Origin of the sequence: Ferviditalea candida, assembly GCF_035282765.1 — a bacterium.
GTDB classification, from domain to species: domain Bacteria; phylum Bacillota; class Bacilli; order Paenibacillales; family KCTC-25726; genus Ferviditalea; species Ferviditalea candida.
This window is the reverse complement of record NZ_JAYJLD010000004.1, coordinates 124,830-138,774: the sequence shown is the minus strand read 5'-3', so window position 1 is coordinate 138,774 and position 13,945 is coordinate 124,830. Positions and strand designations below refer to the sequence as shown.

Sequence of the window (13,945 nt, the reverse complement as noted above, 5' to 3'; positions counted from 1 at the left end):
TTATTGGAAACGGCATTTTTTCGGGAGACGACATGAAAATCCGGGATGTCCAACGAAAAATCACCTTGATCTTCATCGACGATGCCAACCGACCCGTCATACAAAAAACATTCTCCGTTTCGAAGCTGAAAATCGCCGCCGGAGTGTCGCTGATTGCACTGTGCAGCTTCGCAGCAGCCGTTATTTTCGTTTGGCTGGGTTACGAAAGCAGCATCCGACAGCTTCACTCCCGGCTGAATCGGGAACAAACCGGGATGCGGACGCTCGCCGCCAGCAAGGACGCCAAAATTGGACAGCTTCGGAACAGCATACTCTCACTGTCCGAGCAGGCGCAAAAAGTAAATAGCCGATTGCAGGAGATCGAACAATTAACCAAAACGATCCAGGAAAAGACAGGCTTGCCTTCGGAAAGCTCCGCAGCAGCCGATCCGGGCTCGGATGTAACGGGCGTCGCGGAAGGGGGCCCTTCGTCAGCGTTAACGCCGGAAAATATGCGGCAGGAAACCGAAATTCTGCTCCGGCAGTACGATTCCCTGCTGCAGCAAATGGAACCGCTGAACTCAAAGCTCACCAGCCTGCAAACCGTGCTTTTGCATATGGAGCAGATTAAGCGGATCACCCCTTCCATCTGGCCGGTTCTTACCCGAAAAATTACATCCGGATTCGGAATCAGGCGCGATCCCTTCACCGGAAAGCCCTCTTTTCACGATGGATTGGATATCGAAGCCAGGATCGGCGACCCGGTGTTTGCAGCGGCGGACGGCAAAGTGATCATAGTCAGCTTTGATTACGAGCATGGGAATTATATCGTCATCGACCACGGCCGGCAGATGCACACCATGTATCTGCACCTGAGCAAATTTGCAGTGAAATTGGGGGAAACGGTGCAAAAGGGAGACCTGATCGCGCGTGTCGGGACAACGGGCCAAAGCACCGGCCCGCATCTGCATTATCAGGTGACGGTAAACAACAAACCGGTCAATCCCGCCCGCTACTTGCCAAAATGAAAGGAGACAGTCGCATGTTCCGATTAAAATCAGCCAGACTTCGAAACAAAACGGCAGGCAGGCCAGGCAATGAAACTTATACCTTGATCGGACCCGGAACGATTATGGACGGAAAATTGATTTCCCAGTCCAATCTGCGCATTGAAGGGCAGTTCATCGGAGAGATTGAGTGCGCCGGAGATTTGACGGTCGGGGAAAACAGCGTCCTGGAATCCGACATCTCCGCCCGCAATGTGATCAATGCGGGCACCATCAACGGCACCGTCCGGACTAAAGAGGTTCTGAAAATCACGGAAACCGGCAAAGTATTCGGCCAGATCAGCGTCAACGCGCTGTCCATTGTGAAAGGCGGAGTGCTTCACGGTACGAGCCGGATGAATGTTCAATGTCTAAAGGAAAGCCGCAAGGAACAAACGGGGGACGATGACATCCCCTCCAATCTCACCAAAATCGAAAAGCTCAGCAAATCGAAGTAACGTTTCCCGATCAATCCAGAATCCGCCTTGCATGCTTCACACGCGCCTCCGCGTCGATGATTCCGGTAGACCCCACTTGAAACACCGCGGAGGTGGAAACGGAGCGGATGTTTACATTGTCCACTTTGATGACCGGCACCCTATTCACAATCTCCATGTCAACCTCTTCGCGAACGACCGGTTTCAGTTTGGGACGCCTGAAGACTGTCGCCCTGAATTCCGGAACATCCATCAGATAGACTGGGTACCTCTGATGAACGGCAACAGCCCGGGTTCGCGGGCGGATCACCAGGTTATCTCCGATAAACGCGGTGGAGGCAAACAGAACGACATTGATTTTAATGTTCTCGACTGCGGACAGCCTTGGCATTTCGCTCATCCTCCTAAGAGCCGACCGTCGGCAGCGGCACAAACGGCCCTTCCGGCAACGGTTGGATCAATTGCGGCGCTGAAGGGGAAGGGGACCGGGTAGCTAAGGGAATCCACGCGGTTCCGGGAATTTGCGGGGCTTGCAATATTTCCGGAAAGGCGTCAAAGAACGAGGACAGCGTAATTTCCCGCGTATCTCCGATCAGAAAAACGGACGAAGACGCAACCCCGATAATCCGGATATTTCCGACACTCAGCTGTTCATTGGTCACATGCATGTTCATTGGGCATTCCCCTTCTTGTCGTTCAACTGCTCAAAATGGTTTTGCAGCCCTTGGTAGATGTCTCCTTTCACCTTGTTCACAACCCAGCGCTCCAGCTCCTGCCCCTGCATTTTCACCTCATTTCGATTGTTCAGCTCCAGATAAAGCCGTATTCTTTCATCCACTTGCCGGGCTATGTCTTCAATCATTTTGCTTCGGTAATCCTGACTCAGAATCGTCATATGGTCTTCCTCCAATTTGCGGATCAGTTCCGGACACTCCGAGCGTAAATATTGATGCACCTGACTGTAAATCCACTGATGCTCCGGTGTATACGCATAGGGCTCGGGAGGCACTTGAACATGCTGCATAGCAATATCTTCGAGATGATTGCCGTCGGCTGAAAGCTGCTCGATTTGCCCCGAGGTGTAAGGAGTAAGCCCGATATTCAGCGTTCCCTCCAGCTTTTCCACCTTCAACTGATCAAAGTGATAATCGATTTTTTCGATGCCGCCTTGCTTTTGCCCCTTCAAGCCTTCCGTTTCATCCCGGAGCATGCGGAGCTCTCCCTGAATTTCGTTTAATTTGCTGGTCTGCCACATCAACTGCTGCTGCATCTCGTGAATGAGACGCAACAGATTTGGGTCCATCATGCCGCCACCCCCTAACTTATTCTATGAGTCCCTATATTCGCCGCATTACTTATTCCAAGCCTCTGAGTGATAAAGTGCGTGCAGCGGAATTGGCTAATGTCAAATAGCGGGTAGTGGAACCGACGGAAAAGTCGCTTCAACGGGGGGGGCAGTCAGCAGTTCCGGCGGCGGCAGCGTCGGAACTAGGCCCGGGACATACCCTTCAAAAATGTATGACTGGGCATGCGTGGTGATTTTTCCTGAGCTGCCGATCTGCAGTATGGATGCCTCGCTGACTCCTTCCACCCGTAGGTTATGGATTACAATACTCTGAAAAACTATCAGATTCATGTCGGCCCCACCCTGCCTACAGAAGTGTCGATCGCATCCGGATCCCAGGTGTTCGTGCCGTTGAGCGCATTATTCGTCATAGGCAGGTCGCCGGTATTGAACGATCCCGAGCCCGCATACGTTTTGGCCGAACTGGTCGGCGACAAAAACAGGGAATCGCCGATGTGCACAATCGAACTCGGCCCTACTGCCAGAATTTTAACGTTAACTACAAAAGAAGGCATTGGAAAACATCCTTTTTTGCAAAGTCAATACTTAGGGCTGCGATGAAATTGGTTCCACTTTCGGCGGCAAAGCATCAAGCGGTTCATTTCATCGTGATGCCTTATCATATGCCAGGCACCGCCTAAGTGTTAGTATTCTATCTGCGCACCATGAATTCTTCGATCACATATACTGTTAACAATCAGACAACATAGAGGAGGGTTTTCATGTCGGATATCAACCAGCGTTTTTGGGATCAATGGAAAACTTTCGAAAAAATATTCGGCGGCAGGCTGCCTTCATTAAATTATGAGCAAATGCAGAAAATGATGCAGGATCCGCAATGGGTGGAAAAATTCGTGCAGGACATTTTGAACAAAACGATGCCTAATAACGGAAATGGATCCATGTTTGGCGGCGGAAGCCCGTTCCAGGGAGGTTCCGGATTTTTTAATCCTCCGAATTCGGAGGTGTTCGAAACGCACCGTTCCGTGATCGCACGGATTAAAGTTTCGGATCGTGAAGACATTTACGGACTGAGGCTGTCGGGAAGCCGGCTCAAGCTGAAGCTTGACGGAATAAAGAACATGGATCCCGTCGAGATCAATCTTCCCGCCGCAGTTAATCATCGGGGAACGAGGGCCAGATATAAAGACGGAGTTCTTGAGGTCCGCATGCCGAAAGAGACGGAAACGGAAACCGACCGACCGATCCGAATCCATTTTGAATAAACACCATGCGATTTTTTTCTGTTCTGAGCAGAACTGTCCGACGAAATATCGTCGGACAGACTCCCGGAACAATACCGCCGGGCAGCTTGGCTCATATCAGACTTTGTTGCCGATCAGAAGCGAGTACCCGAAATAATCCAAATAATTCGTCATAATTTCATTATACTTGTTTGCGGTTTCCCACAATTCCGGGTTTGTATAGGAATCCGGATCGGCCTTCTGGTACAGGTCGGGATGCTTGAATTCATCCAGCCACATATCCGTGGAGAACAGTTTTTTCTCGCCGACGGAGGCTTCGCCGAAACCGCTCTTCTTCATTAGCGAAATCCAGTCCTCCGCATAATAAAGCTTGTTGACTCCATAAAATTCCCGCACTTCACGAAGAACTTCTTCGGTGCACTCCTTCATCATGATGATTTCCCGATCGTATAAAATTCCTCCTGTTCTCAACACCCTGCAATATTCACTCAATGCCTTCGCGGAATCAACAAAAATCGTGACGGATTCAGCCAGCACGACGTCAAACTGCCGATCCATAAACGGCAGAGCGCAAGCATCCCCGACCAAGAAACGAGCTTCAACCCGCTCCTCATGAGCTCGAAGGCACGCTTTGTCAATCATATTCGGACGGATATCGATCCCCGTAACGTCACACCCCTGCTTCGCCAAATAGCAAGCCGTTCTTCCCGTTCCGCATCCGATTTCAAGTACCTTGCTGCCTGGGGAAATCGGGAATTTCTCAAACTGCTCCATCGTTGCTGCAAAGCCGCCGGGATGGGCGCTCCCCGCTCCGAGCGTCGCCAGCATATCCAGATAATTCACTTATGCCATCGTCCTTCCCATTTGAATTTATTTTATCTTATGGTTGTCGTGGCATATTGACATCGGCTAATATCATTTCTTAATGTAATTTTAAGGAATTATTTACTTTACCACGGAAATTTTATAAAGGTATAATAATGATGAGACTAAAGAATAAATCCGTTGAAAAACCCGTTGTTCCGTTCACCTGGACCAACGTCCGGGAAAATTACCTCCGCTGGTTGGTTCTGAAACGCCAGGTTCCCGATTAAAATAAGATCAAAACCTGTACGTTGCCGTGCGGAGCAGAACCCTGTTGGGGAATGAGGTGTACAAAGAATGAATATTGGCGATAAAATCAAGGTTCTGGTGCTCTCAAGCGATTTTGGGGACGGGCATCAACAGGCCGCGAACGCCATTTTCGAAGCAAACAAGCTGTATCGAAGGACCGAAGCGGAAGTCATCGTGACCGACTTCATGGAATGGACGCACCCCCGCCTTCACTCCTTAAGCAGATACCTGTACATCCAAAGCGTAAGAAAATTCCCGTCGCTGTACGGATATTTATTTCACAAAACCCGAAGGCCCAACTCATGGTCAGATGCGCTCAAGAAGCTGAAGCTTTTCGGTCTCAGCAGAGTGATGAGGCTGATTCAGGAAGTTCGTCCAACCATCATCGTCAGCACCTTTCCCATCGCCGCTGCCGCAATGTCGATTCTGAAGGCCAACGGACTGATTTCGATTCCGACCGTGACCGTCATTACCGATCATACGGATCACAGCTACTGGATCCATCCGCATACCGATACCTATATTGTGGGATCTGATCGGGTACGCGAAGCTTTGATCGGACTCGGTATCGGCGAGTCACGGATCGCCGTCACCGGCATTCCCGTCCGTCCGCACTTCTGCCGGTCTTACGACCGGAGCAGTCTGTTCGCCAAATACGGGTTAAACTCCTCTTTGCCCACTGTTCTTGTAATGGGCGGCGGCTTCGGAATGATCAGCGAGGGACTGATCGAACTGCTGAACTCCGATGCGCTCAATGAACAAATGCAGTTTATTATCGTCTGCGGCCGAAATCGAAAATTACAGAACCATTTGCTAGATGAGCTCGCACATTCGAGACACCATCTGATGATTACCGGATACGTGGATCATATTCACGAACTGATGGCCGTTTCCGATCTCATCATTACCAAGCCAGGAGGACTGACCACATCCGAAGCGGTTGCGCTGGAACTTCCGATGCTGTTATACAAACCCCTGCCCGGTCAGGAACAGGACAATGCAGCTTTTCTTCTGCAGTCCGGCGTCGCCCTGCTGGCCGACAACGACGCCGATCTGATCTTTAAGCTGACCGAGGTGCTGAGGCGAAGAGATATTCTCGAGGCCATGCGGCTCAACGCCCGGGAACTCGGCATGAAACACGCAGCCTTCAAGGTCCTCGATACCATTATGCTTGCCAGAGGGCCGCTGACCTACCATGTAATCAACGCTTAAGCGAAAAAAAAGAGCCCTCCCGCTGAATGATGATTCACTTCAGGGAGGGCCTCTTTGTCATACGCTTAGAGACGTCAATCCTTGTCTATCAGATTTCGGTTCATGTACTGCTCCAGCGTTTTTGTAACGTCAAATACGGTATGGGCCAGGTCGGCATTCTCATAAGCATGCCGGCACTCCGGCATATAGGCCATGTCCTCTTCATAGTGCGCGGCATGACGCGCAAGCGTTTCTTCATCCGCTCCGAGCTGCCTTTGCCTGTCCAAAATCGTCTCTTTGTCGACGTAGATGAATATGCGCGTCACCTTGTCCCCATACAGTTTCTTCAGTGTCCTTGCTCCCTGCGAGTTCAAAATCAGGTAGATGAATTCGTTTCGATTGAACATTTCTTCGATATCGTTGTTTTTAATCCCGTAATGGTTGCCGTCCATTTCGATGCTTTCCAGAAATTCTCCGTTTCGCTCCGCTTGCGCAAATTGCTCGCCGGTGATGAAATGGTAGTCCTGACCGTCCATTTCCGTAGCCCGCGGGGGGCGAGTCGTATAGGAAAGAACTTTACTGATGCCGAGCGTCGTTCCAACCATATCGGCAATCGTTTTTCTTCCTGAACCGTCAGGTCCGGTAAACACAAAAATCATTTCCTTGTCCCTGAGCTGGTACATGGCCACCCTCCTTTTTTCCTGTATATATTAGTTTATTCGATAATCCATGCCGATAATCCTTTCAAATCGAATCTGAAAATTTCCGATATTAACCTCAATACCCGGATTACTGCTAGTCTGGAATGAATTGCCGACGTTTATGCTTCAATGATTTTCAGCATCTTCTTTTTGTTATATACTTAAAAAAATAGCTCACCTGGAGGCTCAACATGCCACAATCTCCGCCTTCCCAAACAGCCGGAAAATCTGCATCCGGTACGAAACGCCCGCTGGTTCTGGCTTCCGTGATGATTGCCATGTTCATTTCCGCCATTGAGGCCACGATCGTCGCTACCGCAATGCCCAGCATTGTCGCGGACCTCGGAGGATTTTCCCTTTTTAGTTGGGTGTTCTCCGGATTTTTGCTGATGCAGGCCATATTCGTGCCGATCTACGGCAAGCTGGCCGATTTATTTGGAAGAAAACCCGTATTTTATATGGGAGTCGCCGTTTTCCTGATCGGTTCGATTCTGTGCGGCTTTGCCGGCAGCATGACACAGCTTATCATCTTCCGCTTCATTCAAGGCATTGGCGCAGGGGCCATACAACCCATCGCCATGACGATCGTGGGCGATATTTACACTATTGAGGAACGCGGAAAAATTCAAGGCTATCTTGCCAGCGTATGGGGATTTGCTTCCGTCGTCGGCCCCACGCTCGGCGGCATATTCGTAGAGTATGTTCATTGGTCGTGGGTTTTTTGGGTTAACATTCCCCTCGGCATTATCTCAATTCTGGGATTGACATTATTTCTGCATGAACGGGTGGAAAAAAAACCGCATTCCATCGATTATCCCGGTTCGGCTCTGTTGTTTGTCGCCATCAGCGCTCTGATGGTTTTGTTGATTCAAGGCGGCGTTCACTGGCCGTGGGTATCCGCCCCTGTGCTCCTGCTCACCATAGTGAGCCTTATTGGGATCGTGCTGTTTTTCCTGCGGGAAAACCGCGCTTCGGAACCGATAATGCCGCTATCCATCTGGAAGAATCGGCTCATTGCCCTGTGCAATATCGGATCACTGACCACAGGCATTGTGATGATTGGGGTTTCCGCCTTTCTGCCCACCTTCGTCCAAGGCGTGATGGAGCGCACTCCGACCACTGCGGGTTTTGTGCTCGCGATGATGTCCGTCGGCTGGCCGTTATCGTCCACCATCGGCGGAAGATTTCTCGTCCGCGTCGGCTTCCGCAGAATGGCGCTGCTGGGAGGCTTTATGCTGATCATCGGTTCCCTGTTTTTCCTTGTGCTGAAACCTGAACAGGGCCCTCTCATGGCCGGACTGGCCACGTTCCTGATCGGCGTCGGCATGGGATTGTCCACCATGACGTACCTTGTGGCCGTGCAGAGCAGCGTCGACTGGCAAACAAGAGGGGTCGCGACAGCCTCCAACATGTTTATGCGAATTCTCGGAACCACCCTGGGCGCATCAATTCTGGGCGGCATTCTAAACAGCCGTCTGAACGCTTTTTTGCTGGGGCATCAGGATAAAGTGAACAGCCGTCTGGATATCAGCCTGACCAACCAGCTGCTTGATCCGGCCGCGCGGCGGCAGCTTGCCCCCTCTGTGGTGAGGATTATGCAGGATGGATTGACAAACGCGCTGCACAGCGTATATATCGGCATCTTTATTCTGGCCGCGGTTACTCTGCTCTTGGTGCTTTTTCTGCCGAAGCCGGGAAGCAGGGCCGAAAAGAAAACCTCCGCAAAAGCCGTTCATACATAATTGTACCCTCCGACATCCCGGTTATCTTGTCCGATCCAACGAAAATCATAAGTTCCGCCGACCTTTAATAAGAATATAAAAAGGACTTATGAGCATGTATCGACGGCGAGGAGGTAAACCGGGATGATCAGAGTATCCAATGCGTTATTCGGGGAGAACAGCATCCACAACATGAATTGGCAGCTTACCGATACAGAACAGGAAACCGTCAGGCTGATGTCCTCCAGCAGCATCACCTATTGGTTCCGAACACCGTATGAGCTTCGATTCGAGCTCTTGCTCAGGCTGCATACTATTCTTGCCGCCAAGGCGCTGAATGCCAGCAACGCTTCATTCTCGACCTTTGCCAATTCCCGATGCAATCCTGCCTATTGGCACCGCACGGACAACGGCGGCTTCCAGCTGCGAACAGACGTGAAGTCCTCGGGTGGGATAAGGGACATCTTTATCAACGGACAGGAATACGGATTCGAATGTGCGACAGCGGTCGTTATCGTATTCTATAAGGCTGTGCTCGACTGTATTGACGAGAATCGGTTCGACGATTTGTTCGCCAATCTGTATCTCCATGACTGGCACTTCGACCGCGATCTGCACCTCGGCGTGACCCGTCATGCCGATAAACTTCCCGGGGACGTCTATTACTTTGAGAATCCCGATGTGGATCCCAAGAAAATGCACTGGCAGGGGGAAAATACCGTTTTCTTGGGAAAAGGGTTGTTCTACGGCCATGGAATCGGCATTCGCAGCGCAGATGGCATCATGGAAGTGCTCAACCGGAACCGGATCCCCAATGCCACACAGCCTGCCCGGATGCTGGATCAGGCGACTCGTCCGGACTTTCGGTACCTTTCCCAATTTGCCAAGCCGCATCAGGACCTGAATCGCATTTCATTTCCCCAGTACGGACCGGTATCCCCTTTTCCAACCTCGCGTTATCTAATAGCTGCCATCGGTTCGGACCTTTACATTGCCTAGGAGTCTGTCCGACGAAAGCAAGATCGTGAATTTTATTCAATCCATTTGAATAAAAATTTACGAAAACCAATCCGTCGGACAGACTCCCAGCGTTCGAATGCTGAGCAATTCTCGGTACGCATTCGATCCATGAATGAGGAGTTGATGTAGCATGATCAAAACGCCGGGAATTTATCCCCTGCATCAAATCATCCATCCCAATCCGCCGGTAGCCGAAGTGCCTCATTCCGCGACTCCCAGGATCGGCAGGAACTCGGTGATCGGTGTGAATTCCATGGTGATTGGAGACGTATATGTCAGCGATGACGTATTTATCGGATTCAACAATGTCATCCGTGCGGATTCCTCGGCGCCGTTCTTCATCGGACCGCGCACCAATATTCAGGATTTTGTGTTGATTCACTGCCATCCCGCCCAATATATTAAGGCGGACGGCCGCAAAATGGGCGTATACATAGAAGACTCGGTCAGCATCCTGCATCATGCGGCGCCGCACGGTCCGCTGTTTGTCGGACGGAATACGTTCATCGGACAGCATGCCTCGATCTATGACGCCCGAATCGGCCGCAACTGCGTAATCATGCACGGTGCGGTGATCACCAATGGGGTGTCCATTCCGGACAACCGCTTCGTCGAGCCCGGCCAGAACGTCTGGAGACAGGCACAGGCCGACGCGCTTCCCCAGGTGCCCGAGCAATACCGAAAACTCAATTCGCAAATTGTCGATCATTATTACCGTTTAGGAAAATCATATCAGAGAAATACTTCATTGGTTTTTTGAACGATTATTCCAGCTCGTACACCCTCGCCTCGTATGGCCTTAGGCGAATACGGCGGATATCCGCTCCGGGATCGGCGGGATAATTGCCGAGGACCAGACGCTTGCCCGAATAATCGATCTCTTCGGGGAGCACAAACTCGGCTTCCGATTCGAAAAAGTTAAGCATGACCAACCATCTCAGCGCTCCCAATGTCCGCATGTAAGCGTAAATCTGCTCATGATCGTCAAGAATCATCCGATAATCCCCATATACCAAGACGGAATGCTCCCTCCGCAACCGGATGAGCTTCCGGTAATAATAGAGAATCGAGAGCGGGTCCTCAAGGGACTGCTTGACGTTGATTTCCCGATAGTTCGGATTCACTCCGATCCAGGGTTTACCGCAGGTGAATCCTGCATTCCCGCCGTCATCCCACTGCATCGGCGTCCGGGCATTGTCGCGGCCTTTGGCGTAAATCGACTTCATCACCCCGTCCGCATCCTGCCCGCCTTCAATTACCCGATCACGATACAAGTTCATGGTTTCCACATCCCGGTAGTCTTCAATCGATGAGAATTTTACATTCGTCATCCCGATTTCCTCCCCCTGGTAGATGAATGGAGTACCTTGAAGCGTATGCAGCATCGTTGCCAGCATCTTGGCCGACTCGACCCGATAGCGGCCGTCATTGCCGAACCGCGAAACCATTCTCGGCTGATCGTGGTTGTTCAGATACAGACTGTTCCAGCCTTTGCCCTGCAGAGACGTTTGCCACTTGTCCATAATCCGTTTGAACTCGGTCAGCTTCCAAGGTCTGATGTTCCATTTGTCGCCTTCCGCATCGATATCCATTAATTCGAACTGGAACACCATGTTCAGTTCCTTCCGCTCTTCGCCTACATATAAAAGCGCTTCTTCCGGCGAAACACCCGGCATTTCGCCGATCGTCATGATGCTCCGGCCGGGAGTCAGCGCCTGTTCATTCATCTCCCGTAAAAATTCGTGGATTCTCGGCCCGTTCATAAAATATTGTCCGCCCCAAGCATAACGCTGCCCCTCTGCAGCCGGAGCTTGGGGAAGTTCCGGCGCCTTGGAGATGAAATTGATGACATCCATCCGGAAACCGTCAACCCCTTTGTCCAGCCACCATTTCATCATGGCGTATATGTCCTGCCGCACCTTAGGATTGTCCCAATTCAAATCGGGCTGCTTCGCAGAAAACAGATGCAAATAATATTCGTCGGTTTGTTCATCATACTGCCAAGCAGAGCCGCCGAAGGCCGAAGCCCAATTGTTCGGCTCCGCTCCGTCCTTTCCCGGACGCCAGTAATAATAATCCCGATAGGGGTTATCCTTAGACCTCCGCGATTGGCTAAACCATTCATGCTCGTCGGACGTATGGTTCACCACCAGATCCATGACCAGCCTGATGCCTCTTTCGTGCAGCCCCTCCAACAGCAGATCCCAATCATCCATAGTGCCGAATTCTGCCATGATCGCCCGGTAATCGCTGATGTCGTAGCCATTGTCGGCATTGGGTGAGCGGTAAACCGGACCGAGCCACACCACGTCTATCCCCAAGTCGCGCAAATAGTCGAGCCTTGAAATGATTCCCTGCAGGTCGCCGATTCCGTCCCCGTTGCCGTCCATGAAGCTTCGCGGATAAATCTGATAAACGACGGCCTCCTTCCAAAAAGCTTTGCTCATCTTCTTGTCCTTTCCTCAGCATTTTTCCTGTAATTCACTAAGGTTTGCAAATTGAAAATCTTTTATGATGAATATAAAGAAATTTACCATGGAGGCGTTCGGACGGTATGAAAAGAAAACTGCTGATACTGGCAACCGCATTGATATTTATGACGGGAACCGCAAAAATCTACGCAGAGGCTAACGATACGACCCTAATTGCATTGATCAAGGAGGGAATCCAGAGAATCGGTTCAGTCTTTGCAGCGAAATCCGATCAGGATATGGCCGGCTTGAAGGAAAAATATAAAGCCGAAATCAGCAAGCTTGTCGACGATATCAGCCGCAACGCTTCGAACAATTTGAGCATGCATGAAAAAAAGGAAATTCAGCGGGCCGATCAGGAATTAAAGGCTTATCTCAATGACGTAAAACAGCAGACGACCGAACAGTCCAACCTGGAATTGGAAAACGTCAAAAAACAAATTACGGACATTGTTAATCGGAATATCGCACAAATCCAAAATGAACTGAAGGCGGATTTAGAGAAGCAGCTGCAGGAGAAATTGCATTAAAATTTATTGAACAAGCCACCTCGACTGAAAGAGGGGCTTTCATTTTTTCAGGGAGTCCTTTTTTTATTCGGAGAAGCCCGCTTCTTCTATGGAGGATTGTTTTCTCAGCTCGCTCAGCAGTTCAAGAATTTGCTCTTTGTAGGATACCGGGGCCAGAATGGTTCCCCAACCTTTGTTCATCTCGTACAAATTTCCGTAAACCTCATCGTGATAAGTACGAATCTCATGAGGAATTTGTTGGTCCCGCAAAATTTGTTCCATCATCTGCCCTTCAAAGATATTCTCCAGCGTCGCAATCTTTTGAAACGGCTCCATCGGATCACTTCCTTCCAGGGTTCAAACCCATTGCTGTGTGGCAAACAACCGACTCATTACTCCCTATAGTATGACATGCGAAGTTCCCGATTGACAATCCAATCTAGAAAAAGGATCGGGGCCATGAAAATGGAATGGGACGTCTAATCGGACAAATTTGTGGGTATAATGACCTTGTTATGGAAGGCTTACCGCAAGGAGGTTGAGATCCGCCTTATGACTGATATGAGCAACAGTACGAATAGGAGCATGAACGGACACGGGGACGGAAATGAGCATACAAACGGAAACGAAAACACGAAAGGCGACGAGAATCGGATGGATGAATTGGTGCGAGAAATTTCCGAAGCTTTAACCCAAGGCGAGATGCTGCCGGACGACCGCCAGCAAGCCATTAGGAAAAATCTTTCCGCCCGCTACGAGGTCCGCATTCAAGCCGAAACCGATCCGATCGCAGAGGAAATCAAACAGTACAGAAGCATTGCCGAGGAAGTGGACGACAGGTACGATTCCTATATGGAGCGGGCCGCCAAACGCCAAAATGACCCCGTGAAGAAATATGGAAAAAAGAACCCCTAGTCCAAAAAACAGGGGTTTATCGGAAATTTTTAGATTGTCTCGATGTCCATCCTCTGCATGACGTGCTCCCAGTTTGCGAAGTAATACAGAGCGTTTTTCATGAGTTCGGGATCCGTCTTCTTCACGTTCTTTTTTGATAAGGATATCCCGCTTTCCTGAAGCTGCTGGAGCCGAGCCAAGACTTCCTCGGGGCTCATGCTGGTTTCCATGAACTTCACTCCTTGAAAGGTATTTTGATCCTGTTATCATTTATGTCCAAACCTCTTCAAGCCATTCAAAGCGCCGAAAATTA

At 50.3% G+C, this 13,945-nt stretch carries 19 protein-coding genes; 9 read left to right on the top strand and 10 right to left on the bottom strand.

Annotated features, from left to right (window positions below; translation table 11 throughout):
* Window positions 1–32 precede the first annotated feature (32 nt).
* On the top strand, window positions 33–1,007 hold the full coding sequence (locus VF724_RS04365) for a peptidoglycan DD-metalloendopeptidase family protein (protein ID WP_371752998.1): 975 nt from the start codon (window positions 33–35) through the stop codon (window positions 1,005–1,007).
* A 14-nt stretch (window positions 1,008–1,021) separates the two neighbouring features.
* Window positions 1,022–1,483: a bactofilin family protein gene (locus VF724_RS04360; protein WP_371752997.1), complete on the top strand. Its 462-nt coding sequence runs from the start codon at window positions 1,022–1,024 to the stop codon at window positions 1,481–1,483.
* Window positions 1,484–1,493: 10 nt separating this feature from the next.
* On the opposite strand, the gene VF724_RS04355 is transcribed toward VF724_RS04360, so the two are convergent.
* The 5 genes from VF724_RS04355 to VF724_RS04335 all read right to left on the bottom strand — a co-directional run bounded on the left by VF724_RS04355 (window position 1,494) and on the right by VF724_RS04335 (window position 3,322).
* The gene (locus VF724_RS04355; RefSeq protein ID WP_371752996.1) at window positions 1,494–1,853 is read right to left on the bottom strand and encodes a spore germination protein GerPE; all 360 of its coding nucleotides are present in this window, start codon (window positions 1,851–1,853) and stop codon (window positions 1,494–1,496) included.
* 13 nt (window positions 1,854–1,866) lie between these two features.
* Window positions 1,867–2,136 (bottom strand): spore germination protein GerPD, encoded by a 270-nt coding sequence (locus tag VF724_RS04350; RefSeq protein ID WP_371752995.1) that lies wholly within the window; start codon window positions 2,134–2,136, stop codon window positions 1,867–1,869.
* Window positions 2,133–2,768 (bottom strand): spore germination protein GerPC, encoded by a 636-nt coding sequence (gene gerPC, locus VF724_RS04345; protein ID WP_371752994.1) that lies wholly within the window; start codon window positions 2,766–2,768, stop codon window positions 2,133–2,135. The genes VF724_RS04350 and gerPC overlap by 4 nt, the downstream gene beginning before the upstream one ends.
* 99 nt (window positions 2,769–2,867) lie before the next feature.
* Window positions 2,868–3,098, bottom strand: a complete 231-nt coding sequence (locus VF724_RS04340) for a spore germination protein GerPB (protein WP_371752993.1) — start codon at window positions 3,096–3,098, stop codon at window positions 2,868–2,870.
* Window positions 3,095–3,322: a spore germination protein gene (locus tag VF724_RS04335; protein ID WP_371752992.1), complete on the bottom strand. Its 228-nt coding sequence runs from the start codon at window positions 3,320–3,322 to the stop codon at window positions 3,095–3,097. Before VF724_RS04335 ends, VF724_RS04340 begins: the two co-directional genes overlap by 4 nt.
* Window positions 3,323–3,529: 207 nt before the next feature.
* On the opposite strand from VF724_RS04335, the gene VF724_RS04330 reads away from it, so the two are divergent.
* A complete protein-coding gene (locus VF724_RS04330; protein ID WP_371752991.1) occupies window positions 3,530–4,033 on the top strand; it encodes a hypothetical protein in 504 nt (167 codons plus the stop codon).
* 96 nt (window positions 4,034–4,129) lie between these two features.
* Here VF724_RS04330 and VF724_RS04325 read toward each other — a convergent pair whose 3' ends face one another.
* On the bottom strand, window positions 4,130–4,855 hold the full coding sequence (locus VF724_RS04325) for a class I SAM-dependent methyltransferase (RefSeq protein ID WP_371752990.1): 726 nt from the start codon (window positions 4,853–4,855) through the stop codon (window positions 4,130–4,132).
* A gap of 318 nt (window positions 4,856–5,173) precedes the next feature.
* Between VF724_RS04325 and VF724_RS04320 the strand changes: the two genes are divergently transcribed.
* Entirely contained in the window at window positions 5,174–6,337 is a 1,164-nt protein-coding gene (locus VF724_RS04320) for an MGDG synthase family glycosyltransferase (protein WP_371752989.1), read from the top strand.
* A 74-nt stretch (window positions 6,338–6,411) separates the two neighbouring features.
* On the opposite strand, the gene VF724_RS04315 is transcribed toward VF724_RS04320, so the two are convergent.
* Window positions 6,412–6,999, bottom strand: coding sequence for a guanylate kinase (locus VF724_RS04315; RefSeq protein ID WP_371752988.1), 588 nt, complete (start codon window positions 6,997–6,999; stop codon window positions 6,412–6,414).
* 209 nt (window positions 7,000–7,208) lie between these two features.
* On the opposite strand from VF724_RS04315, the gene VF724_RS04310 reads away from it, so the two are divergent.
* The 3 genes from VF724_RS04310 (at window position 7,209) to VF724_RS04300 (ending at window position 10,518) form a co-directional block, all read left to right on the top strand.
* Complete coding sequence (locus VF724_RS04310; RefSeq protein ID WP_371752987.1) at window positions 7,209–8,759, top strand: MDR family MFS transporter; 1,551 nt, start codon at window positions 7,209–7,211, stop codon at window positions 8,757–8,759.
* A 123-nt stretch (window positions 8,760–8,882) separates the two neighbouring features.
* The gene (locus VF724_RS04305) at window positions 8,883–9,737 is read left to right on the top strand and encodes a protein-glutamine gamma-glutamyltransferase (RefSeq protein WP_371752986.1); all 855 of its coding nucleotides are present in this window, start codon (window positions 8,883–8,885) and stop codon (window positions 9,735–9,737) included.
* 151 nt (window positions 9,738–9,888) lie between these two features.
* Window positions 9,889–10,518, top strand: coding sequence for an LbetaH domain-containing protein (locus VF724_RS04300; RefSeq protein WP_371752985.1), 630 nt, complete (start codon window positions 9,889–9,891; stop codon window positions 10,516–10,518).
* Window positions 10,519–10,522: 4 nt separating this feature from the next.
* Here VF724_RS04300 and VF724_RS04295 read toward each other — a convergent pair whose 3' ends face one another.
* Complete coding sequence (locus tag VF724_RS04295) at window positions 10,523–12,205, bottom strand: glycoside hydrolase family 13 protein (protein ID WP_371752984.1); 1,683 nt, start codon at window positions 12,203–12,205, stop codon at window positions 10,523–10,525.
* A 107-nt stretch (window positions 12,206–12,312) separates the two neighbouring features.
* On the opposite strand from VF724_RS04295, the gene VF724_RS04290 reads away from it, so the two are divergent.
* A complete protein-coding gene (locus VF724_RS04290; protein ID WP_371752983.1) occupies window positions 12,313–12,759 on the top strand; it encodes a hypothetical protein in 447 nt (148 codons plus the stop codon).
* A gap of 63 nt (window positions 12,760–12,822) precedes the next feature.
* Here the strand turns inward: VF724_RS04290 and VF724_RS04285 are convergent, their stop codons facing one another.
* On the bottom strand, window positions 12,823–13,074 hold the full coding sequence (locus VF724_RS04285; protein WP_371752982.1) for a hypothetical protein: 252 nt from the start codon (window positions 13,072–13,074) through the stop codon (window positions 12,823–12,825).
* 216 nt (window positions 13,075–13,290) lie between these two features.
* Here VF724_RS04285 and VF724_RS04280 point away from each other — a divergent pair, with 216 nt between their 5' ends.
* Window positions 13,291–13,653, top strand: coding sequence for a hypothetical protein (locus VF724_RS04280; RefSeq protein WP_371752981.1), 363 nt, complete (start codon window positions 13,291–13,293; stop codon window positions 13,651–13,653).
* A 29-nt stretch (window positions 13,654–13,682) separates the two neighbouring features.
* On the opposite strand, the gene VF724_RS04275 is transcribed toward VF724_RS04280, so the two are convergent.
* Window positions 13,683–13,862 (bottom strand): hypothetical protein, encoded by a 180-nt coding sequence (locus tag VF724_RS04275; protein ID WP_371752980.1) that lies wholly within the window; start codon window positions 13,860–13,862, stop codon window positions 13,683–13,685.
* Between the last annotated feature and the right edge of the window lie 83 nt (window positions 13,863–13,945).